This is a genomic window from Psychromicrobium silvestre (assembly GCF_013408295.1).
Lineage (GTDB): Bacteria > Actinomycetota > Actinomycetes > Actinomycetales > Micrococcaceae > Renibacterium > Renibacterium silvestre.
The window spans coordinates 1,328,118-1,349,604 of the sequence record NZ_JACBYQ010000001.1 but is presented as its reverse complement, the minus strand read 5'-3'; the positions used below and the strand labels follow the sequence as shown (position 1 = coordinate 1,349,604).

18 protein-coding genes are annotated in these 21,487 nt (G+C 61.5%); 13 read left to right on the top strand and 5 right to left on the bottom strand.

All coding sequences use genetic code 11. The annotated features are described in order from the left end of the window. Nucleotides 1-99 precede the first annotated feature (99 nt). The 9 genes from hemE to hemL all read left to right on the top strand — a co-directional run bounded on the left by hemE (nt 100) and on the right by hemL (nt 9,827). Nucleotides 100-1,209 carry a uroporphyrinogen decarboxylase gene (gene hemE, locus FHU41_RS06275; RefSeq protein ID WP_179388729.1) on the top strand — a complete coding sequence of 370 codons (1,110 nt, stop codon included), beginning with the start codon at nt 100-102 and terminating at the stop codon, nt 1,207-1,209. A gap of 2 nt (nt 1,210-1,211) precedes the next feature. Then, nucleotides 1,212-2,627: a protoporphyrinogen oxidase gene (gene hemG / locus FHU41_RS06270; RefSeq protein ID WP_179388728.1), complete on the top strand. Its 1,416-nt coding sequence runs from the start codon at nt 1,212-1,214 to the stop codon at nt 2,625-2,627. 73 nt (nt 2,628-2,700) lie between these two features. Beyond that, a complete protein-coding gene (gene hemQ, locus FHU41_RS06265) occupies nt 2,701-3,411 on the top strand; it encodes a hydrogen peroxide-dependent heme synthase (protein ID WP_179388727.1) in 711 nt (236 codons plus the stop codon). After that, nucleotides 3,408-4,595 (top strand): ferrochelatase, encoded by a 1,188-nt coding sequence (locus FHU41_RS06260; RefSeq protein ID WP_179388726.1) that lies wholly within the window; start codon nt 3,408-3,410, stop codon nt 4,593-4,595. Before hemQ ends, FHU41_RS06260 begins: the two co-directional genes overlap by 4 nt. Next, the gene (gene hemC / locus FHU41_RS06255; RefSeq protein WP_179388725.1) at nt 4,588-5,499 is read left to right on the top strand and encodes a hydroxymethylbilane synthase; all 912 of its coding nucleotides are present in this window, start codon (nt 4,588-4,590) and stop codon (nt 5,497-5,499) included. Before FHU41_RS06260 ends, hemC begins: the two co-directional genes overlap by 8 nt. Then, nucleotides 5,500-6,426 carry a uroporphyrinogen-III synthase gene (locus FHU41_RS06250; protein ID WP_179388724.1) on the top strand — a complete coding sequence of 309 codons (927 nt, stop codon included), beginning with the start codon at nt 5,500-5,502 and terminating at the stop codon, nt 6,424-6,426. Continuing rightward, a complete protein-coding gene (hemB, locus tag FHU41_RS06245) occupies nt 6,413-7,399 on the top strand; it encodes a porphobilinogen synthase (RefSeq protein ID WP_179388723.1) in 987 nt (328 codons plus the stop codon). The genes FHU41_RS06250 and hemB overlap by 14 nt, the downstream gene beginning before the upstream one ends. Continuing rightward, entirely contained in the window at nt 7,396-8,520 is a 1,125-nt protein-coding gene (locus FHU41_RS06240; protein WP_179388722.1) for an LLM class flavin-dependent oxidoreductase, read from the top strand. The genes hemB and FHU41_RS06240 overlap by 4 nt, the downstream gene beginning before the upstream one ends. After that, entirely contained in the window at nt 8,517-9,827 is a 1,311-nt protein-coding gene (gene hemL, locus FHU41_RS06235) for a glutamate-1-semialdehyde 2,1-aminomutase (protein WP_179388721.1), read from the top strand. The genes FHU41_RS06240 and hemL overlap by 4 nt, the downstream gene beginning before the upstream one ends. A 4-nt stretch (nt 9,828-9,831) precedes the next feature. Here hemL and FHU41_RS06230 read toward each other — a convergent pair whose 3' ends face one another. After that, nucleotides 9,832-10,350 carry a GNAT family N-acetyltransferase gene (locus FHU41_RS06230; RefSeq protein ID WP_179388720.1) on the bottom strand — a complete coding sequence of 173 codons (519 nt, stop codon included), beginning with the start codon at nt 10,348-10,350 and terminating at the stop codon, nt 9,832-9,834. A gap of 84 nt (nt 10,351-10,434) precedes the next feature. On the opposite strand from FHU41_RS06230, the gene FHU41_RS06225 reads away from it, so the two are divergent. Then, a complete protein-coding gene (locus FHU41_RS06225; protein WP_246279559.1) occupies nt 10,435-10,938 on the top strand; it encodes a GNAT family N-acetyltransferase in 504 nt (167 codons plus the stop codon). Nucleotides 10,939-10,978: 40 nt separating this feature from the next. Here the strand turns inward: FHU41_RS06225 and FHU41_RS06220 are convergent, their stop codons facing one another. The 4 genes from FHU41_RS06220 to FHU41_RS06205 form a co-directional block, all read right to left on the bottom strand. Then, nucleotides 10,979-11,818, bottom strand: coding sequence for a MetQ/NlpA family ABC transporter substrate-binding protein (locus tag FHU41_RS06220; protein WP_179388719.1), 840 nt, complete (start codon nt 11,816-11,818; stop codon nt 10,979-10,981). A 25-nt stretch (nt 11,819-11,843) separates the two neighbouring features. Further along, complete coding sequence (locus FHU41_RS06215) at nt 11,844-12,515, bottom strand: methionine ABC transporter permease (RefSeq protein WP_343046255.1); 672 nt, start codon at nt 12,513-12,515, stop codon at nt 11,844-11,846. Continuing rightward, nucleotides 12,512-13,555, bottom strand: coding sequence for a methionine ABC transporter ATP-binding protein (locus FHU41_RS06210; protein ID WP_179388718.1), 1,044 nt, complete (start codon nt 13,553-13,555; stop codon nt 12,512-12,514). The genes FHU41_RS06215 and FHU41_RS06210 overlap by 4 nt, the downstream gene beginning before the upstream one ends. Before the next feature lie 208 nt (nt 13,556-13,763). Beyond that, nucleotides 13,764-14,450, bottom strand: coding sequence for an exonuclease domain-containing protein (locus FHU41_RS06205; protein WP_179389152.1), 687 nt, complete (start codon nt 14,448-14,450; stop codon nt 13,764-13,766). A gap of 183 nt (nt 14,451-14,633) precedes the next feature. Here FHU41_RS06205 and FHU41_RS06200 point away from each other — a divergent pair, with 183 nt between their 5' ends. From FHU41_RS06200 to FHU41_RS06190, 3 genes are read left to right on the top strand one after another with little or no spacing between them, the layout of a single operon-like run. Then, nucleotides 14,634-15,038 carry an MGMT family protein gene (locus FHU41_RS06200; protein WP_179388717.1) on the top strand — a complete coding sequence of 135 codons (405 nt, stop codon included), beginning with the start codon at nt 14,634-14,636 and terminating at the stop codon, nt 15,036-15,038. Further along, nucleotides 15,035-18,238 (top strand): ATP-dependent helicase, encoded by a 3,204-nt coding sequence (locus FHU41_RS06195; protein WP_179388716.1) that lies wholly within the window; start codon nt 15,035-15,037, stop codon nt 18,236-18,238. Before FHU41_RS06200 ends, FHU41_RS06195 begins: the two co-directional genes overlap by 4 nt. Beyond that, a complete protein-coding gene (locus FHU41_RS06190; RefSeq protein ID WP_343046254.1) occupies nt 18,235-21,468 on the top strand; it encodes an ATP-dependent helicase in 3,234 nt (1,077 codons plus the stop codon). Before FHU41_RS06195 ends, FHU41_RS06190 begins: the two co-directional genes overlap by 4 nt. Nucleotides 21,469-21,487: the final 19 nt, after the last annotated feature.

The window sequence follows — 21,487 nt, the reverse complement described above, 5'->3', positions numbered from 1 at the left end:
TATGACTTCTATGCTCTGTAGAATAGGAAGGCATACCTCAGTAAAAAATTGACAGGGTGTCGCTATCCGAAGCCCTGATTCCCCGGCAGAATCGACTATATGACGCTGCAATCCAGCCATCCGCTGATCGATGGACGCACCTCGGACTCCCCGCTCATCACTGCCTACCGGGGTGGCAAGCCGAGTCGCAAGCCAATCTGGTTTATGCGCCAAGCGGGCCGCTCCTTGCCGGAATACCGCAAGCTGCGGGAGGGGATTTCCATGTTGGACTCCTGCCTGCAGCCCGAGTTAGCCAGTGAGATCACCTTGCAGCCGGTTCGGCGGCATGATGTGGATGCCGCGATCTTCTTCTCCGATATTGTCATCCCGCTCAAACTGGCCGGAGTTGGCGTGGATATTGTGCCCGGCGTTGGTCCGGTGCTGGAGAAGCCAATTCGCAGCCTGGAAGATGTCAAGGCTTTGCCGGTGCTCACCGAGGAAGCGCTGCAGCCGATTAGGGATGCGGTGGGGCTCACCGTTGCCGAGCTCGGTAATACCCCGCTGATTGGGTTTGCCGGGGCGCCCTTCACTCTGGCCGCTTATATGGTCGAGGGCAAGCCCTCCCGGGACCACCTCGGCCCGCGCTCAATGATGCATGGTGATCCGGAGACTTGGCAGGCCTTGGCCAATTGGGCCGCAGATGCCTCGGGTAAGTTCCTGAAAGCGCAGCTTGAGGCAGGTGCCAGCGCCGGACAGCTCTTCGATTCTTGGGCGGGCTCGCTCGGCCTGGCAGATTATCAGCAACATGTTGCACCGGCGTCCCGGCGTGCTCTGGATCAGGTTCGCGGCCTAGGTGCGCCGCTGGTGCACTTCGGTACCGGGACCTCCGAGCTATTACTGGCGATGCGCGAGGTGGGTGTCGATGTGATCGGAGTGGATTACCGGCTACCCCTGGATGAGGCCAATCGGCGGCTTGGCGGAACAACGCCTTTGCAAGGAAACATTGATCCAGCCCTGTTAACCGCGCCCTGGCCGATCCTGGAAGCGCATGTCCTGGACGTGATTGAACGAGGCGCCAGCGCCCCCGGTCACGTGTTGAACTTGGGCCACGGCGTGCCGCCGGAGACCGATCCGTCGGTGCTGAGCCGTATCGTTGAATTGGTACACAGCGAGCAGCCCGACGGAGATTTTGGCGCTGAAGTTTCGGGCCACCGGGTTTCAGAGGAGTAGCGATGACTGAAGAACAAGGTTCGACGGCGGTAGTAATCGGAGCCGGCATGGCTGGCCTGGTTGCCGCCCGGGAGCTGGCGCATGCCGGTGTCTCGGTCACCGTGCTGGAAGCTACCACTCAGGTGGGCGGCTCGGTGGCTGCTCACGAGGTTGGCGGTCTGGTACTAGATGCGGGTGCGGACAGCTACGCCAAGCGAAGCAAAGCCTTCGAAGAACTGGCCAGGCAATTGGGCTTGGCCGAGCAGCTGGTAGAGCCGAACGAGGTTGGCGCCTGGTTGGAGTACGCGGATAGCCGTGGACATGCCAAGCACGCCCCGCTGCCGAAGGGTGTGTTGGGGATCCCGCTCGATCTGGACGCGCCGGAGCTGCGGGAAATCTTGGGCCGCAGCGGACTGCTCCGAGCCAAATTAGATGTCAATCTGCCCAAGGGCGTCGGGGTGAAGTCCCGCAGCCTGGCGGATATGGTGCGCGCCCGGATGGGACAGCGGGTGGTGGACCGGCTGCTAGCCCCGGTGGTGGGTGGGGTCTATTCGGTCACCCCGGAAGAGCTTGATCCGGACCTCGCCATTCCCGGTTTGCGTGCGGCTCTGCAAGAGCACGGTTCACTTTCGGCCGCGGTAACCGCGATCAAAGCCAAGAACTCCGGTAAGAAATCCAAAAAACCGGGATCGGCCGTTGGCGGTCTGCGCGGTGGGGTCTATCAAATCGCTCAGGCGCTGCGGACCGAACTCGATGAGCTGGGCGTCGTCCTCAAACTGGAGACCCCGGTAGAGAGTCTCAAACGCACCGGCACGGCCTGGCATGTCAGCGCAGCCGGTGAACTCTTCGAAGTAGACAAGGTGGTGCTGGCCACCGAGGCGAGTGCCGCCGTCGAGCTTCTGCGGGAGCTTTTTGTGGAGGCCGGGGAGTTCGCTACCGAGGATGCAAGCAGCGTGCAGGGCCGCCAGATCGCCCTGTTGACCATTGTGGTGGATTTGCCCGAGCTTGACGCCGTGCCGCGGGGCACCGGCGTTTTAGTAGCTCCTCAAGTCCCGGGTATTAAGGCCAAGGCGCTCACCCACGCCACCGCGAAGTGGCCGTGGCTGGCGGATGAAGAGGGGCCGGGAACGCATGTGCTCAGGCTTTCTTATCCGGAGCAGGTGCTTGCGGAAGGTGATCCCGAGCTGCAGGATGCGCTGCGCGATGCGAGTGCGCTCCTCGGAATGGAAATTCGTGAGGACGATGTGCTGGATTGGGATCTGGTCCGCTGGCGCAGCGCTGTTTCCAATGCCAGTCTTGGCCAGCAGGAGCGGATCGATGCGCTGCGCGAGGCTGCCGCGAAGATCGATGGGCTGGCTGTTACCGGCGCCTGGTTGGCCGGGAATGGGCTGGTCTCGGTCATTTCTGATGCGCAAACCCAGGCGCAGAGTATTTTGTGATTTCAGTAACTTCTACGTCCCGTAGAAGTATTATATTTTGGCAATAATGTCTCGAAGGAGCAGACTGTTAGCTATGAGCGACACTTTGGCTGAATCTGTCAGTAAAACTGCGGAGCTTGAGCCTTCGCAAACCCCCTTTACCCTCTGGACCGTGGTCAAGCGCGTCGGTCTGCCTACCGTGGGAAGCAGTAAGGTCGCAGCCTTCGATGAGCTCATCGGACGCTTGGCGGCTCAGGGCGTGACTCTGCGCGGTGCATACGATGTTTCCGCGATGCGCAACGACGCCGACGTGATGCTCTGGCTGGTTGGTGCCAAGGCAGAGGAACTGCAACAGGCCATTCGCGATATTCGCCGCAGCGAACTCTTCGCCAATACCGAAATCGCTTGGTCCGGGATGGGGGTGCACCGAGAGGCCGAATTCGCCAAAAGCCACATCCCTACTTATATGCGAGCCGGTATTGAGCCAAAGCAATGGCTCTGCGTCTACCCCTTCGTGCGCTCCTACGAGTGGTACATCCTGCCGGACGAAGAGCGCGGTCGGATGCTGCGCGAGCACGGTCTGATGGGCCGCGAATTCCCCGGTGTGCTGGCCAACACGGTCTCCTCCTTCGCGCTGGGGGACTGGGAATGGCTGCTCGGGCTGGAAGCCGACGATGTTCTGGAACTGGTGGATTTGATGCGCCATTTGCGAGCCACCGATGCCCGGATGCACGTTCGTGAAGAAGTGCCCTTTTACACCGGGCGGCGGATCAACGCTGCCGAGATCGCCGAGGTGCTGCGATGAGTCCTTTTACCGGGGGAACCACCGAAAGCAACCTGATCACTGAACGCGGGCGGATGGCACCGAAAGAATACGATGCCATCCTGCTGGCTTCCTTCGGCGGTCCGGAGGGGCAGGACGATGTCATTCCCTTCCTGCGCAATGTCACCCGCGGCCGAGGGATTCCGGATGAGCGCCTCGAAGAGGTTTCGCACCACTACCGAGCCTTTGGCGGGATTAGCCCGATCAACGAGCAGAATCGTGCCCTGAAGGCTGCGCTGGAAGCCGAACTCGCTTCTCGAAATATTGAGTTGCCGGTGCTCTGGGGCAATCGGAACTGGGCCCCCTATCTCCCAGAGGTGCTCCAGGGAGCTTACGACGCCGGTCACCGCCGGATTCTGACCGTCACCACGAGTGCCTACTCCTGCTACTCCTCCTGCCGCCAGTACCGAGAGGATCTAGGCATGGCGCTAGTCGAGTCCGGGCTGGACGGCAAGCTTGAAGTGGACAAGATTCGGCAGTACTTCGATCACCCAGGCTTCGTGGAGCCCTTTATCGAAGGCACCACTGCCGGCCTGGCCAAGGTCCGCAGCCAATTGCAGCCCGAAGACAAGGTGCACATCCTCTTCGCCACCCACTCCATTCCCACCCGGGATGCCGAGGCCGCCGGAGCCTCGGCGGAAGAACCTCGCGAATTTGCCGAGGGCTCGGCCTATGTGGCGCAGCATCTGGCCGCAGCTTCCGCCGTGATGGAGCGGGTTGACCCCGCCGCCGAATGGTCTTTGGTCTACCAATCGCGTTCCGGCGCGCCGCATATCCCTTGGCTTGAGCCGGATATTAGCGATGCCATGGAAGAGCTCGCCGCTCAGGGCGTGCGCGGCGTGGTGGTGGTGCCGCTCGGTTTTGTCAGCGACCATATGGAAGTGGTTTGGGATCTGGACACCGAAGCCAAGGAAACCGCCGAGCGGCTATCGATGGCTTTTGATCGGGTGCCGACGCCGGGGACCCATCATAAGTTTGTCGAGGGTCTGGTCGATCTGATCTCTGAGCGGACCGTTGCGAACAACATTGCGGACCGACCAGCCATGACCCCGCTGGGTCCCTGGTACGACATTTGCCGTCCGGGCTGCTGCGCCAATTTCCGTGGCGAAAAGCCCACCATCGCCGGAGCGGATACCACGGTTGGTACGGTGGCCGCCGGTGCCTGAGATTTTCAAACTCGGCACCCGGGGTTCAACCCTGGCCCGTACGCAGTCTCAGCAGGTGGCCGATCAGCTTGCAGCAATAGGTGGATTCGCCGTCGAACTGGTGGAAATCCGCACCGACGGGGACGTGCTGACCGGGCCGCTATCCCAGATGGGAGGCACCGGGGTCTTCGTCACGGCGCTGCGCGAAGCCTTGCTGAACGGCAGCATTGACCTGGCCGTGCATTCGCTCAAGGACCTGCCCACCGCGCCGGCTCCTGGACTGACGACGGCGGCCATCCCGCTCCGTGCGGAGGCTCGGGACGCGCTGTGCTCGCGCTCGAACCGGACCCTGTCCGAGCTACCGCCCGGTGCAAAGGTCGGGACCGGCTCGCCGCGTCGGGCCGCACAACTGAGAGCGGCCCGTGGTGATCTTGAGGTGGTGGATATTCGGGGCAATGTGGATACCCGCTTGGGTCGTTTGGAAAAGGACCTGGACGCCGTGGTGCTGGCAGCCGCCGGTTTGGGCCGGATTGGTCGTTCGGCCGCAATCTCCGAACTCTTTGATGACACGGTGATGTTACCGGCGCCCGGACAGGGGGCGCTCGCGGTGGAAACCGCGCAGGGGGCTCCCGAATCCTTGCGAGCGGCTTTGGTGGCTTTGGATGAGGCCGATAGCAGACTTGCGGTTACCGCCGAGCGTGCGTTGCTAGCTCGGTTGGAAGCCGGTTGCAGTGCGCCCGTCGGTGCGCTGGCGCAGCGGCGGGGCAGCATGCTCCGTTTAGAAGCTTGGGTTGGCGCCGTTGATGGTAGCCGGGTAATTCGGCAGGCCAGGGCTACCGATGGCTTGACCGAGGTAGCGGCTACTCTCTTGGGTATCGAATTGGCGGAAGCCTTGCTCGCCGATGGTGCCGCCGAGCTGATCTAGATGGCTACCGAGGAAGCTGCGGAGCGCGGAGCATTGGCCGGGAAGTCGGTGCTGATCACTCGAAGTCCCGACCGCGCCGGGGCTTTTCTGAGCGCTCTGCAGGAGGCGGGGGCAGTGCCCTACTTGCTCCCGCTGATCGATTTCGAGACCGTTGAATTCTCGGTGGAAGCCTTGGGAGCAGGGGAGTACGGCTGGCTTGTCGTCTCCTCGATCACCACGGTGCGAGCCTTGAAGTATCAGGCCTCAAAGTCGGGAATCTCGCTCTCCGAGTTGATTCCCTCGGGTACTAAGATCGCGACCATCGGTCCGTCCTCGCGGAGGGTGCTGGAGCGTGAAGGACTTCGGGTGGACTTGGCTCCGGAGGATATCCAATCGGCGGAAGGACTGATCGCGGTGCTACCGGACCTTTCCGGCTTAAGGGCTTGGCTACCGCAGTCCGACCTGGCCACGCCTCGACTAGCCGAAGGCCTGCTGGCAGCGGGGGCAAGCGTCGATGCCGTAGTGGTGTATCGAACCGTGGATTATCCAGCCGCCGAGGGGTCCAGGCTAACCACTCCGCTGGAAATCGGGGTTGAGCCGCAGGAGCATTTTGAGGCGCAACTGCTTGAGCCGGAACAAGCTCGAAGGCTGATCGCCGAAGGAGCGCTGGATGCGGTGGTGGCAGCCTCACCCAGTGCCGCCAGCAGAATCAAAGCAACCCTAGCTCCTTTGGGCGGCATGAAATTTATCGCGATCGGCAAACCCACCGCCCAGCAGGCCTCGGTTGAAGGCCTCAAGGTCGCGGCGGTAGCAGCAACTCCAAGTCCTGAGGGCATCGTCGAGGCCCTGTGCAGCAGCTTTAACCCCGATATTCCCACTGTTCCACTTGGTCCCTCCGGGGGCTCTTCTGGGGCCCTTCTGGAAGGACCGAATCATGAGCTTTTCTAGCTTTCCGCAGCGCAGACCGCGTCGCTTGCGGACCACTCCGGCGATGCGCAGGCTCGTCGCCGAGACACGTTTGCACCGCTCCGATCTGATTCTGCCGGTCTTCGTCAAGGAGTCGCTTGACGAGCCGCAGCCAATTCTGTCCATGCCAGGAGTGGTGCAGCACAGCTCCGATTCACTGCGCCGGGCTGCCGCGCAGGCCGCCGAACTGGGGCTGGGCGGCATTATGCTCTTCGGTATCCCGGCGGTGCGAGATGCCCAGGGCTCTGCTTCGCTTGATCCGGAAGGCATCCTGAATCGCTCAATCCGCGAGGTCCGTGCCGAAGTGGGTGATGAACTCGTGGTGATGAGCGATCTCTGCCTGGACGAATTCACCGACCACGGCCATTGCGGGGTGCTGGACGAACAGGGCCGGGTGGATAACGACGCGAGCCTGGAAATCTACGCCCAAATGGCGGTGGCACAGGCGGAAGCCGGAGCACATTTGCTCGGCCCCTCCGGCATGATGGACGGCCAGGTGGCGGTGATCCGGCAAGCGTTGGACGGGGCAGGATTCACCGAGACCGGGGTGCTGGCCTATGCGGCTAAGTACGCCTCAGCCTTCTACGGCCCCTTCCGTGATGCCGTGGATTCGCAGCTCAAAGGCGATCGCCGAACCTACCAGATGGACGGTGCCAATCGGCGGGAAGCCTTGATCGAGGTAGAGCTGGACCTTGAAGAGGGCGCGGATATGGTGATGGTCAAACCCGCCATGAGTTACCTGGATATCCTGGCCGATGTGGCCGCGATGTCCCCGGTGCCGGTGGCCGCCTACCAAATCTCCGGCGAATACGCGATGATCGAAGCCGCCGCAGCGAATGGCTGGATAGATCGCCGAGCAGCCATCCAAGAATCGGTACTCAGCATTAAGCGAGCGGGGGCAGACAATATCTTGACGTACTGGGCTGTTGAACTGGCTGAATGGTTGGCCGAATGAGTGCCTTGACTGATCCCATCAGCGGGCCCGCCGATCCGGTGGGCCTCCCCGATTCGGTAGGCCCCACCGCCCCGGTGGGCCCGGAGCGGATTCTGCTGGGCCTAAACAGCTTCGGCGACATTGGCTTGGGCGAAAACGGCGAGCCGCTCGCTCCCGCCGTGGTGCTCCGCCAGTTGCTGGAACAAGCCGAGCTGGCGGATCAAAGTGGCCTGCACGCCTTTGGCGTAGGGGAGCATCACCGAGCAGATTTCGCGGTTTCCGCCCCGGAGGTGTTCCTGGCTGCCGCGGCCGCGAGGACCGAAAACATCCGGCTGGGATCGGCTGTCACGGTACTCAGTTCGGATGATCCGATTCGGGTCTTCCAGCGCTTCGCCACCGTCGACGCGCTTTCCCAGGGTAGGGCCGAAGTGATGCTGGGCCGTGGTTCCTTTATCGAGTCCTTCCCGCTTTTCGGTCTTGATCTGGCTGATTACGAGCTGCTTTTCGAAGAGAAGCTTGAGCTTTTCGATCAAGCCCGATCGCAAAAACCAATGCACTGGGAGGGCCAGAGCAGGCCGAACATTAGTGGGCTGCGTGCTTTCCCCACCCTGGAGAATCATCTGCTGCCCGCCTGGATCGGGGTTGGCGGCACCGCGCAATCGGTGATCCGTTGCGCGCACTATGGCTATCCGATCATCTTCGCGATCATTGGCGGCGAGCCACGCGCCTTCGCACCGCTGCTGAAGCTCTATCGCGAGGCGATGAGCAAATACGGGCACCCGATGCAACAGATCGCCACCCACTCGCCCGGCCACATTGCCGAGACCGACCAGCAGGCGCGGGACGAGCTCTTCCCACACTGGATCGTGAGCCGGAACAAGATCGGTGCCGAACGAGGCTGGGGACCGGGTAGCCGTGAGGATTTCGATCAGATGTGCGAGCCCGAAGGAGCGCTCTACGTCGGCTCCCCGGAGACCGTGGCACAAAAGGTTGCGCTGCTCAAAAAGAACCTGGGCGTGGACCGTTTTGATTTGAAGTACAGCAATGGCACCTTGCCGCACGCCGCGATGATGCGGTCCATTGAACTTTTCGGCACCGCAGTCGCCCCAAGGGTCGCAGAACTACTGAAGGAACAAGCATGAGCAGCTCAGAAGAACTTTTCGCCCGCGCCCAGACCCTGATGCCGGGAGGGGTGAACTCCCCGGTCCGGGCTTTTGGCTCGGTCGGCGGCACTCCGCGTTACATCACCTCTGCTCAGGGCGCTTATTTGCATGATGCCGATGGCCGAGATTACGTTGATTTGGTCTGTTCCTGGGGCCCGGCGTTACTCGGCCATGCTCATCCGGAGGTGCTCAAGGCGGTGCACGCCGCCGTTGATCGTGGCCTGTCCTTTGGGGCTTCGACCCCGGATGAGGCGGAACTTGCCGCTCTGGTGCAGGGCCGGGTGCCCGCCGTCGAACGTTTGCGGATGGTCTCTACCGGCACCGAGGCGACTATGACGGCGGTCCGGCTGGCTCGCGGGTTCACCGGTCGCGAGCTGGTGGTGAAATTTGCTGGCTGCTATCACGGGCATGTGGACGGCTTGCTGGCTGCGGCTGGCTCCGGACTGGCCACCCTGGCAATGCCCGGTTCGGCCGGGGTGACCGAGGCCACGGCAGCCGAGACCTTGGTACTGCCGTACAACGATCTGGACGCGGTCCGCGAGGTGTTCGCCGTGCATGGCGCGCGGATTGCCGCCGTGATCACCGAAGCCGCACCCGCCAATATGGGTGTGGTGACCCCGGCTGAAGGATTCAATGAGGGCCTCTCCGCGATCACTCGCGAGCACGGTGCCTTGCTGATCCTGGACGAGGTACTGACCGGCTTTCGGGTTGGTCCGGCGGGTTACTGGGGTCTGACAGGTGCTCGCGCCGAAGCAGGCTGGGCGCCGGATCTATTCACTTTCGGCAAGGTGATTGGCGGCGGACTTCCGACGGCGGCACTCGGCGGGCGCGCCGAGGTGATGGAGTATTTGGCCCCCCTAGGCCCGGTCTATCAGGCAGGCACTTTGAGCGGTAACCCGGTGGCGATGGCTGCCGGGCTGGCCACCTTGCGGGCGGCTACCGAGCAGGTTTACGCTACCGTGGACGCCAGGTCAGTAGAGCTCTCCACTGCGCTTTCCGAGGCGTTAGCAGCCGAAGGGGTGCAACACTCGATCCAGCGGGCCGGGAACCTCTTCTCGGTGGCTTTCGGGGTCTCCGAGGTGCACAATTATGAGCAGGCGCAGGCTCAAGAAGTGTTCCGCTACGCTCCGTTCTTCCACTCCATGCTAGATTCCGGAGTGTATTTGCCGCCCTCGGTCTTTGAGGCCTGGTTCCTCTCGGCGGCTCATGACGACGCTGCTATGAACCGGATCTTCCAGGCGCTCCCGGTGGCGGCTAAGGCAGCCGCTGCGGCAGCCGTTTCCTGAGCTTTTAGACCGGCACTTCGTAGATGATTTCCAGACCGTCTTCCTCGTCCCACTGCTCGCCAACTTTGACCAGGCCGTATTGCCGGACCAGGTTGTAGGAAGCCTCGTTCTGCGGTGAGATGGTGGCGCGCAGAACCCGCACCTCGGGTTCCGCGGCGGCGCGTTGCAAAAGAGTTTCGAAGGCGGCCCGGGCGTAGCCCTGACGACGCAGGCTGGGATCTATCTCGTAGCCGACCTCCACCATGCCTCGTTCGTCCGGGGCACCGTGGTAACCCGCTCGGCCCGCCGGAAGCTGGCGCCTCTCGTCCCACACCACCCCGGTGATCCAGGCGGCGGATTCCGGTTCCTCAACGACCTGCACGCTACGTCGCCGCCAGACCGCATCCTGACGAGCGGAGACGAAGAATTCCGTGAGTGGTACGGGGGAGTGCCGATTGGCTTCCTCAAGATCACCGGCTGCTAAAGCGGCGAGAGTTTCTGCGTTCAACTGGATGATTCGGACGTTCTTCGGCTCAGAAGACATCTGAAGATCCTTTCTGTCTCTCGGCAAACAGCTTTAGCATAAGGCCCAGGGAGACCTTACCGAGATTACAAGGAGCGATAAGTGCTGATTGCGGTGGAGAAGCCCGGTCGAAGTGATGTCCGGGAGTTGTTGAAGCAGCATTTGGAGGATATGCACGCCATCTCCCCTGCCGAGAGCGTGCACGCCTTGGATCTAGAAGCTTTAGCAGGCCCGGAAGTGACCTTCTGGACGGCACGCGAGGGCGGGACATTACTCGGTTGTGGCGCGCTCAAGGAGCTTCCCGGACTGGTTGATGAGATCGGTTCGGATGGCGAGATCAAGTCGATGCGAACCTCAGCAGCCGCTCGGCGAAGGGGAGTGGCGGTCGCGCTTTTGGGTGAGCTAATAGCGGAGGCCAGACGGCGTGGTTACCGAAGGCTGTATCTGGAGACCGGGTCCCAGGAATTCTTCGCACCGGCGCGGCAGCTCTACCGCAGGCACGGGTTCGAGGTCACGGAGCCCTTCGGTTCCTATCGCCTTGATCCGAATAGCGTTTTTATGATGCTCCTGCTTAACGAAGTCGCACCGGATCAGCCCTCCGTGGGCTGATCCGGTGCGACTCTTCGTGCTGAGGCCGAGAAAACGGCGTTTAGAACGCCGGGGTGACGTCTCCATTGGGCCAGGTGTCCTCGATGAACTTCTTCACCTCGGGGGAGTGCAGCAGTTCTTCCAGCTTCGCGATCCGAGGATCACCGTCGGAATCACTGCGCCAGGCCAGGAAGTTGGCATAAGGGTTGTCCTTGACCGACTCCACGGCTAGCGCATTCTTGGTGGACAGGCCCGCAGCCAGGATGAAGTTGCCATTGATCAGCGCTAGATCCACGGAGGGATCCTTGAGGTCATTGACCAGCAGCTCCGGCTGATTCTCCGAAAAGGTCAGTTTCTTCGGGTTTTGCGCGTCGGTAAGGGTTAACGCCGTCGACTTATCATCGATGTTCTTCAACAGACCGGCTACCTCGAGCACCTTCAAGGCGCGTACCTGGTTGGAGGGGTCCGAGGTGATGGCGATCTTGCCGCCGTCGGGAATCTCCGAAATAGACTTGTGCTTATTGGAGAAAGCCGCATAGGGCTCAATGTGCACTCCCGCACCGTGATCGAACTTATAGCCCTTGGTCTGCACCTGATCGTTGAACCAGGGCAGGTGCTGATAGAAGTTCGCGTCTAATGAGCCGTCATTGAGCGCGGTATTGGGAGTCTGGTAGTCCTCGATTTCGGTGATTTCGAGCTTCAGGCCCGCCGCCGGAGCGAGCTTTTGGTTCACGAACTCCAGAATTTTGGCGTGCGGAGTCGGGCTGGCGCCCACCTTCAGGGTGGCCGGATTGCTCGGGTCGAGGCTGCTGGGGCTGGAGGCCGAAGAGCCACCGCCACAGGCTGAGAGCGCCAGGACCGCAACGAGGCCGGTGACGGCCAGGGTGAATTTCTTACGCATGAGATGCGTCCTTTCTTTTGCGTCTTTAGCGGTGGTCTACTCGGCGAGCAAGATAATCGCCGATGAGTTGAATGGCTTGAACCAGAACGATGATGAGAACGAGGACCACGATCATCACATTCGGCATAAATCGTTGGAAGCCGTAGTTGTAGGCAAGCTTGCCGAGACCGCCACCGCCAACCAGACCGGCCATCGCCGAATAGCCAACCAGGGTGACGGTTGTGGTGGTGATTGCCGCGACGATGCCAGGCAAAGCCTCACGAACCAGCACCTTGGAGATCACCTGGAAATTGGTGGAACCCATCACCAGAGCGGCATCGACCTTGCCCGTGCTGATATCGCGTAATGAGCTCTCCACCAACCGGGCGAAAAACGGAATGGTTGCGATGGAAAGTGAAACCGAGGCTGCTACCGGGCCCAAGGAAGTACCGGTCAGTGCGCGGGCTAACGGGATCAGGGTGACCATCAGAATGGCAAAGGGAATGGATCGAGTGATATTGACGATCACATCCGAGACAATCCGATGGAAGAGCGGTTTCGGCGTCAAGCCGCCCGGTGCGGTGGAATGCAGCAGAATGCCCAGCGGCAGTCCGATCAGCACCGTGACCAGGGCGGAGATGCCAACCATGGTGAGGGTTTCGACGATCGCTTCGGGCAGAGCCTTCTGCAGAATCGGGTCGTTGAAGAAATCGTTCACGCCTGCGCACCCTTTTCACTGGAGTCCTGTTCGGAGTTCGGCACGGGACGGTTCACCGAGACGCCGGATTCCTCCAGGTAACGCACGACGGCGGCACGATCGGTCCCGGGACCCAGGGCTACCCGAAGTCTGCCGAACTGCTCGGAACCGAGGGATTCGACGCTTCCGGAAATCACGTTTACATCGATATCGAAGTGTCTAGCCAGGCCTGAGAGCACCGGCCGATTGGCATTGCCCGGACCAAAGGTGAGATCAAGTACGGTCTCTTCTTGTCCGTCCTCGAACCCCTGATTCTCGGCGGACAATTGGGGGAGCGGAAGCAGTGCCTGAGCTAGCCTTGAATCAGCGTGTTCGGCGATTTCGGCAAGCGAGCCATGCTCCACAATCCGGCCGCTTTCCAAAAGGGACACCGCGTCACAGACCCGCTTCACCACATTCATCTCGTGCGTGATGATCAATACGGTGAGCTGCAACCGCACGGTGAGGTCCTTGATGAGATCTAGGATTTCATCGGTGGTAGCGGGGTCCAGGGCAGAGGTCGGCTCATCGCAGAGCAATACATCGGGATCACCGGCCAGCGCTCGGGCGATGCCCACTCGCTGGCGCTGACCACCGGAAAGCTGGGAAGGGTAGGCCGTGCCAAGCTCCGCTAAGCCAACCAATCCGAGAAGCCGGTTAACGGTTTCCTCGATCTGTGCTTTGGGGGTGCCGACAATCTCCAAGGGGTGCGCGATGTTTCCGGCTGCCGTGCGGGAATCAAGCAGATTGGCGTGCTGGAAAACCATCCCGATGTGGCGCCGGGCCTGACGAATCTCTCGCTGCCCCACCGAGCTGAGTTCGACGTCGTTCACGGCAACCGAACCCGAGGTGGGGCGGTCCAGCAAGCTCAGGCAGCGAACTAGGGTGGATTTCCCGGCCCCTGAGTGACCGATGATGCCGTGAATGGACCCCTTGGGTACCTGGAGGGAAACGCCGTCCAGCGCGATAATCTCGCGCTGGCCTTGGTGATAGACCTTGCGCAAGTCTTTGATGGTGATCATGGAACCCCTGGTGGTGAGTGAAAAGCGAACTTAAGTATTCCATGTCAAAGAACTGTGACGTTCCAGTGAACTTAGAGCGTCATATTTCTGAAATAGCAGAATATTATTCGATCACCAAGCGGTTTCCGTGGCTGAGTGGAGAGGACTTATGCTTTGTTCGGAATATTTAGTCGATATTGTCCCTCTCGGTAGCGAATGTGATCTTCGGCTAGTTCCCGGCGGCCGGCCAGCTGCCATTCACCACAGCATCAGGTCGGGAACGCCGCAAATACTCTTGAAAGCTTGCGGCTTGATCGGCGGCCCAGCGGATTTGAGCCTGATGTAACTCGGCCGCCGGGATCTGCAACTCCGGATAGCTAGCTGCCATCGATACCGCCAGCTGGAGGGTAGCCATGGCATCCGCAGCAGAAGTGTGGGCATCTAGCAGGGTGATTCCATAGTGTTCACACATCGCTACCAGGGTGCGTTTACCCTTGCGGAAGCGATCCACCTGCTTATCCAATATGAGGGGGTCAATCACCGGACGTTCTCGCAAGGCTGGAACGCCATGACGACGAGATTCGCTGCGCAGTACGGTGAAATCATAGGGCGCGTTGAAGGCCATCACCGGGATGCCTCGAGCAAAATAACCTCTCAGTACCGCCGCCGTTGCCGCCACTACCTGCTCCACCGGAGCACCTTCGGACCGAGCCCGTTCGGTGCTGATGCCGTGAATTTGTGCGGCCTCGGCCGGAATATCCACTCCTGGATCGGCCAACCACTCATGCTCCTCAAGGAAATTCCCGGAAGCGTCGAGCAGCACAATGGAGGCGGTGACCAGTCGTGCCTGCTGCGGATCGCGGCCGGTGGTCTCGACGTCGAAAGCTGCGCGCGGCCCATCCAGCCAATTGCTGATCGGGGTAGCGCTACCGTTTGCGCTGTGATCATTTACCTCGCGACCGAGTATTTCCGAGCTGTCCATAGTGCAACGCTATCGTCTTGCGCTGACAGTCTCACTGATCTCAATGATTTACCGACTAGTCTGATCGGCAGCTTGGACCGCGCTCGGAACGGAGCAGGACTTTAGTAGATTGGAACTATGCGGACGGACTACATCGATGCGGTACGGGACCTGGTGACGCTGATCCCACCGGGGCGGGTGCTTGCCTATGGCGATGTGGCTGAACTGCTAGGGCTGGGCGGCCCACGACAGGTGGGAAGCGTGATGTCTCACCACGGCGATAACCTTCCCTGGTGGCGAGTGCTGCGGGCCAGTGGGCAGCCGCCGGAAGGTCATGATGAGCGAGCCCTGGCCGAATATCGTAAGGAACAGACTCCGCTACGAGGCAAGACCTCGGGGCAGGACGCTTCCTGGAAGGTCGATATGCGCCGAGCACGTTGGCAACCGGCGGAGCAGGAATGGCTGAGTTTGGATGCTCTAGCGGAGAGGTTCGAGCCCCGGGACCGTATTTTGTCGGAGCCCGATGATGAGATGGTCCCATGAGTGATCAGGCCCCCGTGCTTCGCCTGGTACCTCCGGCGATCAGCAGCCCGGAGGCGCCGGAGCTCAGTAGCGATCAGGCCGCGGTGGTCGATCTTCCCCAGGGCAGCGGACCGCAGCTCATCTGGGGGGCTCCGGGAACGGGCAAGACCATGGTCTTAGTCGAGGCAGCTGTACGTAGAGTGCAGCGCGACGGCGTGGATCCGGCCAGGGTGCTATTGCTGACGCCTAGTAGGCTCGCGGCGAGCAGAATCCGCGATGCGCTCAGTGCCCGACTGCAGATGACCATGAGCACTTCCCCCGCCCGCACCTGGGCTTCCTATGCCTTCGATTTGCTGCGCCGAGTCAGGCTGGAGGGTGCTGCGATGGCATTTACCGCCACCGCAGCACCGCGGCTGATCAGTGGACCGGAACAGGACTTGTTCATTAGGGAGTTACTGGAAGGGCATCGGCTCGGCCTGGTACCTGGCCCTCGGTGGCCGACCGACCTAGCCGAAGCCCTCAATACCCGAGGATTCCGTCAAGAGGTCAGGCAGCTCTTCGATCGAGTGATCGATAGCGGTCTTTCCCCGGAACAGCTGACCGAACTTGGCGAACGCGCTGCCCGCCCCGATTGGCAAGCCGCGGCTCAGCTTTTCGGTGAATACCGGGATTTGATTGAGTTACAGGATCAAGGAAGTTTTGATCCAGCAGGCATCATTAGGGCGGCCGGTGAGTCCTTAGCCGTTTCACCGCAGTGGCTAGACCGGGAGCGGGAACGCTATCAGCTCATCCTGATCGATGATCTGCAGGAAGTGGGCAGGGCCGCGCATGACTTGCTGGCTCAATTGGGTGGCGGTAAGGACGTGCTGATGACCGCATGCCCCGATGTGGTGGTACAGGGCTTTCGCGGGGCCCGGCCCGATCTAGTCGGCACAGTTCGTGAGTCGTTAGCAGCACAGGAGTTGGTTCTCAGCACCTCGCACCGGCTAGGCGGAACGCTAACGAATGCTTGGCAGCGGGTAGCCGAGCGGATCGCACAGCGCGAGGGTGGGCATAAGGCGCGTTCCCTGGTGCCCGCTGTGTCTCCGATATCCCCCGTGTCGGGGACCGAAGCGGATGAAGTTTCGGTAAGCAGCGCCCTGCTCGGTTCAGAGGTTCAGCAACGCCGGTATATCGCGGAGCGAATCCTGCACCTCTTTATCGATGAGGAACGGCCTTTGACGGATATCGCCGTCATCGTTCGTACCGGCGCTCAGGTGGCCGCGGTGCAACGGTATCTGTCCGCACATGGCATCCCGGTCCGAGTGCCAGCTGCGGAGACCCCGGTGCGGGAGGAGCCCGCCGTGCGGCCGCTTTTGGAGGCTTACGAGCTGGCGCTAGAACCGGAGAAACTCGATGCCGAAAGGGCTGTCCAGCTACTCAGTTCGCGGATAGGAGGTCTCTCTGCGGTGCAGATCCGGCGGCTTCGGCAGGCTCTGCGTGGCGAGGAAATTGCCTCCGGCGGTGGGCGGGGCAGCGATGAACTACTGATTGAGGCAATGAACCGCCCCGCCCAGTTGACGGCTTTAGGCATCGACGGACGAGCCGCGGCGCGCACCGCGCGGGTGTTGCAAGCGGGACGGGAAGCGCTTGCCGAGCCCGGCGCGAACCCACAGACAGTTTTGTGGGCGCTATGGAGTGCTACCGGGCTGAGCGAGGAGTGGGCCGCCGCCGCGCTCCGTGAGGACACCGCCGGGCCCCGCGCGGACCGAGACCTGGACGCCATGATGGCGTTGTTCCAGGCAGCCGAGCGCTATGTGGAACGAGCTCCCGCCGCGGGCCCTCAGGTTTTTCTGGAATATTTGCTCAATCAGGAACTGCCGATGGATACCCTGGCAGCCCGAGCCCAGACCGGGGACGCCGTAGAGGTCTTGACTCCGGCCAGCGCCGCAGGCAGGGAATGGCCGGTGGTGATCGTCGCGGGCCTTCAGGAAGGCGTCTGGCCCAATAATCGGTTGCGTGGAGAACTGCTAGGCAGCCAGTACCTGGTTGAGGTGCTTGAGCTCGGCGTGGAGCAGGCTCAGCAACTTACCGCGACGCATCGGATGCGGGACATTCGGTACGACGAACTGCGCAGCTTCTCTGCCGCCATTTCCCGGGCCTCGCAACGATTGATCTGCCTTGGCGTCTCCTCCGAGGATGAGCAGCCCTCCAGCTTTCTCGAGCTGATAGATCCTTGGCAGCCTTCGGACGGGCAGCAGTCCAGACCACTTACCGAAGTGCGGAGACCGAAGAACCTGCGCTCCTTAGTCGCCGAGATCAGGCAATTTAACGAAAGCAATCGGGACCAGGAGGAAGCCGCCCAGGTGCTAGCCGCCTTGGCTCGGCAGGGAGTCCAAGGAGCCGCACCGGAATCCTGGTGGGGGTTAGCACCGCTCAGCTCAACGGCCCCTATTCTGCCGGCGGACGCGGTGGTACCAGTCTCTCCGTCCAAGATCGAGGCCGTGATGAATTCGCCATTGAACTGGTTCATCCAAGCCGCCGGAGGTGAGGCAGAGCAGGACTTCGCCAGGAATTTGGGTACCTTGATCCACGCGATTGCCCAGGACCTACCGGCGGCAAACCAACAAGAGTATCTGGCTGAATTGCAAAGACGCTGGCCCAGCCTGGGATTGCGGAACAACTGGCAGGAGAAGCTGGACCGGAAAAAGGCCGAGAAGATGCTTGGCAAGCTCACCGGGTACCTCTCGGTAATGAGCTCAGAAGGCCGCCGGCTGCTGGCAGTCGAAGAGGGATTCGGCGTCGAGATCCCTGGCCCGCGCACCGCTGCGTTGAAGGGCATTGTGGACCGCTTGGAAATCGATGCCAGGGGCCGCTTGGTGATTATTGACCTGAAAACTGGCAGCCGAAAGCCCCGCGCGCAGGACTTGGCTGAGCATCCGCAATTGGGCGCTTATCAAGTGGCTGCCGCGGCGGGTGCCTTCAGCTCGCAGGCGGAGGATGCCGAGCCCGGCGGAGCCGCGCTGGTGCAGCTAGGTGGCAGCACGGTGAGTGTATCGGTACAGGAGCAGGAGGCACTGAACTCCGAGCAGGACTGGGCCACTCCGTTGGTGCAAGGAGCTGCCGAATTGATGTCGGCAGCAGAATTCGCCGCGGTGCACGATCCGCAGCGTGACGGTGGTCGTTCCTGTCCATTTCCCGAAGTCTGCCCGCTATGCCGAGGAAAGCAGGTGACCGAGTGACGGATTCAGCTACTCGCCAACCCACCGAAGAGCAGCGAAGGATTATCGAAGCGCCGCTGGAGCCCATGCTGGTGATTGCCGGTGCAGGTTCCGGGAAGACCACCACCATGGCAGACCGGGTGGTCCATCTGGTGGCGCAGGGATCGGCCCGTCCGGAGGAGATCCTGGGGGTCACCTTTACGCGGAAAGCCGCGGGCGAGCTCGCCGCCAAGGTGCGGCTGCAATTGGGCGCCCTGGCCCGAACTGAGAAGCTCGACCTCGACCTGGAACCGCAGATCTCTACCTATCATTCCTACGCAAATGGCATTGTTGGTGATTACGGGCTGCGCCTAGGCGTGGAAAAGGATGCAGTGGTGCTGGGGCAGGCCCAGTGCTGGCAGTTGGCTAGCCAGGTAGTGGAGGCTTACGACGGCGATCTGGCCAGTTTCGATGGAGCGTCCTCCACCCTGGTCCAAGCTGTGATGGCACTAGCCGGGGAGTGTTCCGAGCATTTACGGGAACCCGCCGAGGCGGAAGCCCTGCTAGCAGGGCTGGCAGACCGTTTCGCGGCCTTGCCGTACCTGGAAGGCAGCGCGAAACAGAGCTCTCAGGAAGCGCGCAAGCTGGAAGCGATGTTCCGCACTCGTGGCAGGGTGGCCGAGCTAGTGGAGCATTACCAAGCCGCAAAAAAGCGTCGGAACGCCCTGGACTACGGAGACCTGGTGGCTCTGGCGGCGAGAGTTGCGCAGGAAATGCCCAGTGCCGTGGAGCAGGAACGGCAGAAACACACCGTGGTGTTACTCGATGAATTCCAGGACACCTCGCATGCCCAGTTGAGTCTTTTCGCGGCCCTCTATGGCGAAGGGCATCCAGTGACCGCTGTAGGCGACCCACATCAATCGATCTACGGGTTCCGCGGTGCTTCCGCGGGGCAGCTCTTCAGATTCCCGCAGGTATTCCGCCGCGCTGATGGCAGACCAGCCCATGCTGCGGCCCTTACGGTGGCTTGGCGCAACTCGCTTGCCGTCTTGGAAACAGCGAATGTCATGTCGGCCGAACTGAACCGGCGAGCTGCTCAGCAGCATGCTCTCTCGAGTGTTCCGTTATCCCCGCTGCGGCCTCGACCTGCCGCGCCACAGGGGGAAGTCGAACTTGCGGGCTTCGGTACCGAAGCCGAAGAGGCGGAGGCGATCGCCGAACATATTCTGGAACGTCGAACAGCCGCCACCTCCGAATCGAGCGTCGCGGTGTTGTGCCGGCGTCGCGCGCAATTCCTTGACCTACAGGCCGCACTGGAAGCTCGCGGCATCGACGTGGAAATCGTTGGCTTGGGCGGGCTGTTGGCCACCCCAGAGGTCATTGACGTGGTGGCAACCTTGCATGTTCTGGTCGATCCAGGACGTTCGGACGCGCTCATGCGTTTGCTCACCGGGGCTCGCTGGCGGATTGGGCCGAGCGATCTGATGGCGCTCGCAGATTGGTCTAAGTACTTAGCCCAGCGGCACCGCCGCGGCGGGCAAACCGATCAAGTGATCACCCAGGACAGCGCCGATTCCGCCAGCTTAGTGGAAGCCCTTGATGCGCTGGAGCCAAGCTTTTGGCCGGAATCTGCCCGTGAGCTCAGTGAGACAGGTCGCAGCAGGATGCTGGCGCTAAGGGATGAGTTGCGGGTACTGAGGGCGCTGGTGGGGGAGGATCTGCTGAGCCTAATCGGCGAAGTGGAGCGGGCCATGTTGCTCGATATCGAATTGGCGGCTCGGCCGGGGACCGGTTATCACCGGGCGAGGCACCATCTGGACGCTTTTGCGGATGCCGCCGCCAGCTTTGTGCAGAGCGCGGAGGACGTCGATGTGCTGGCTTTCCTTTCCTGGCTCAAAACGGCTGAAGAAGAAGAGCGTGGCTTGGATGTGCAGCCGCTTGACCTTGATCCCGGAGCGGTGCAATTGCTCACCGTACATGCGGCTAAGGGCTTGGAATGGGACGAGGTCTATGTTCCCGGCCTCGCTCAAGGAATCTTCCCCAGTGCCCGAGTGGATCGTTGGAGTAAGCGCACACATTCACTGCCCTGGCCACTGCGCGGGGATGTCGCGGATCTACCGGAATGGAATCTGGACGGCTCGGATCAGAAGTCCTGGCTGGAAGCCGAGGAAATCTTCGGTGACGAGGTCCGAGTGCATAGCGAGGACGAGGAACGGCGGCTGGCTTACGTGGCTTTCACTCGGGCTCGTAACTTTCTGATGCTGAGTACCTCCCGCTGGACGGGGACCGCAAGCAAGCCAAGGGAAGCCTCACCGTTCATTAGGGAAGTGCTCGAAGCGGAATTCTTCGGTGAGCGGGCTGGGAAGTTGCTGAGTTGGCCAAGCGCGGAGGAACTGCCAGAGGAAAATCCGGGGCTGGCCGCAAAAACCGTAGCGCAATGGCCTTATGACCCCTTGGAAGGTCCGCAGATCAGCATGGGTGAGGAGCTTCAGAGGTCAATGACCGGCCGTAGAGCCGCTGCGGAAGCTGCCGCCGAGCGGGTGCGGCATGCACTCGCCGAGCCGGTTCCGGACATTTGGGATCGCAGCACGCGATGGGGCGCTGAAGCCCGGAGACTGCTGGAACGGCGCAAGGCTGTTAAAGACCTACTTGAAGTGCAATTACCCGAGCACCTTTCGGCTTCCACCCTGGTTGACCTGCGGGCCGATCCCGAGGCAGTCATCCGGCAAATCCGCCGCCCGGTTCCGCGCAAGCCGGGATCTGCGGCTCGCAAGGGCACAGCCTTTCACACCTGGATTGAACAGTTCTATGGTCGGGCCGGACAACTCGACCTCGGCGAATTCTCAGGTGCGGCCGATGATTTTGTCGAGGACAGCTACCAACTGGCCGAGCTTAAGCAGAATTTTGAGGCTTCTGAGTGGGCCGGGCGACTACCGGCTTTTGTTGAGGTGCCGATCGAAACTAGGGTGGCCGACGTCGTCGTGCGTGGCCGGATTGACGCGGTCTTCCGGCGCGGCGCGGATTCCGAAGAAGATGCTGAGTGGGATTTGGTGGATTGGAAGACCGGCCGGGTGCCAACCGCCAAGGAGCTAGAAGTGCGAGCGGTTCAGTTGGCGGTCTATCGGCTGGCCTGGTCGAGGCTGAAACAACTGCCGCTAGAGCGGGTGCATGCGGCCTTCTACTACGTTGGCGCAGATCGAACCGTCCGGCTCAATGAACTGGCCGGGGAAAAGGAATTAGAGAGTATCGTCACCCAGGCTTACCAACTGTAGAGAAGAAGACTCCTCGCTC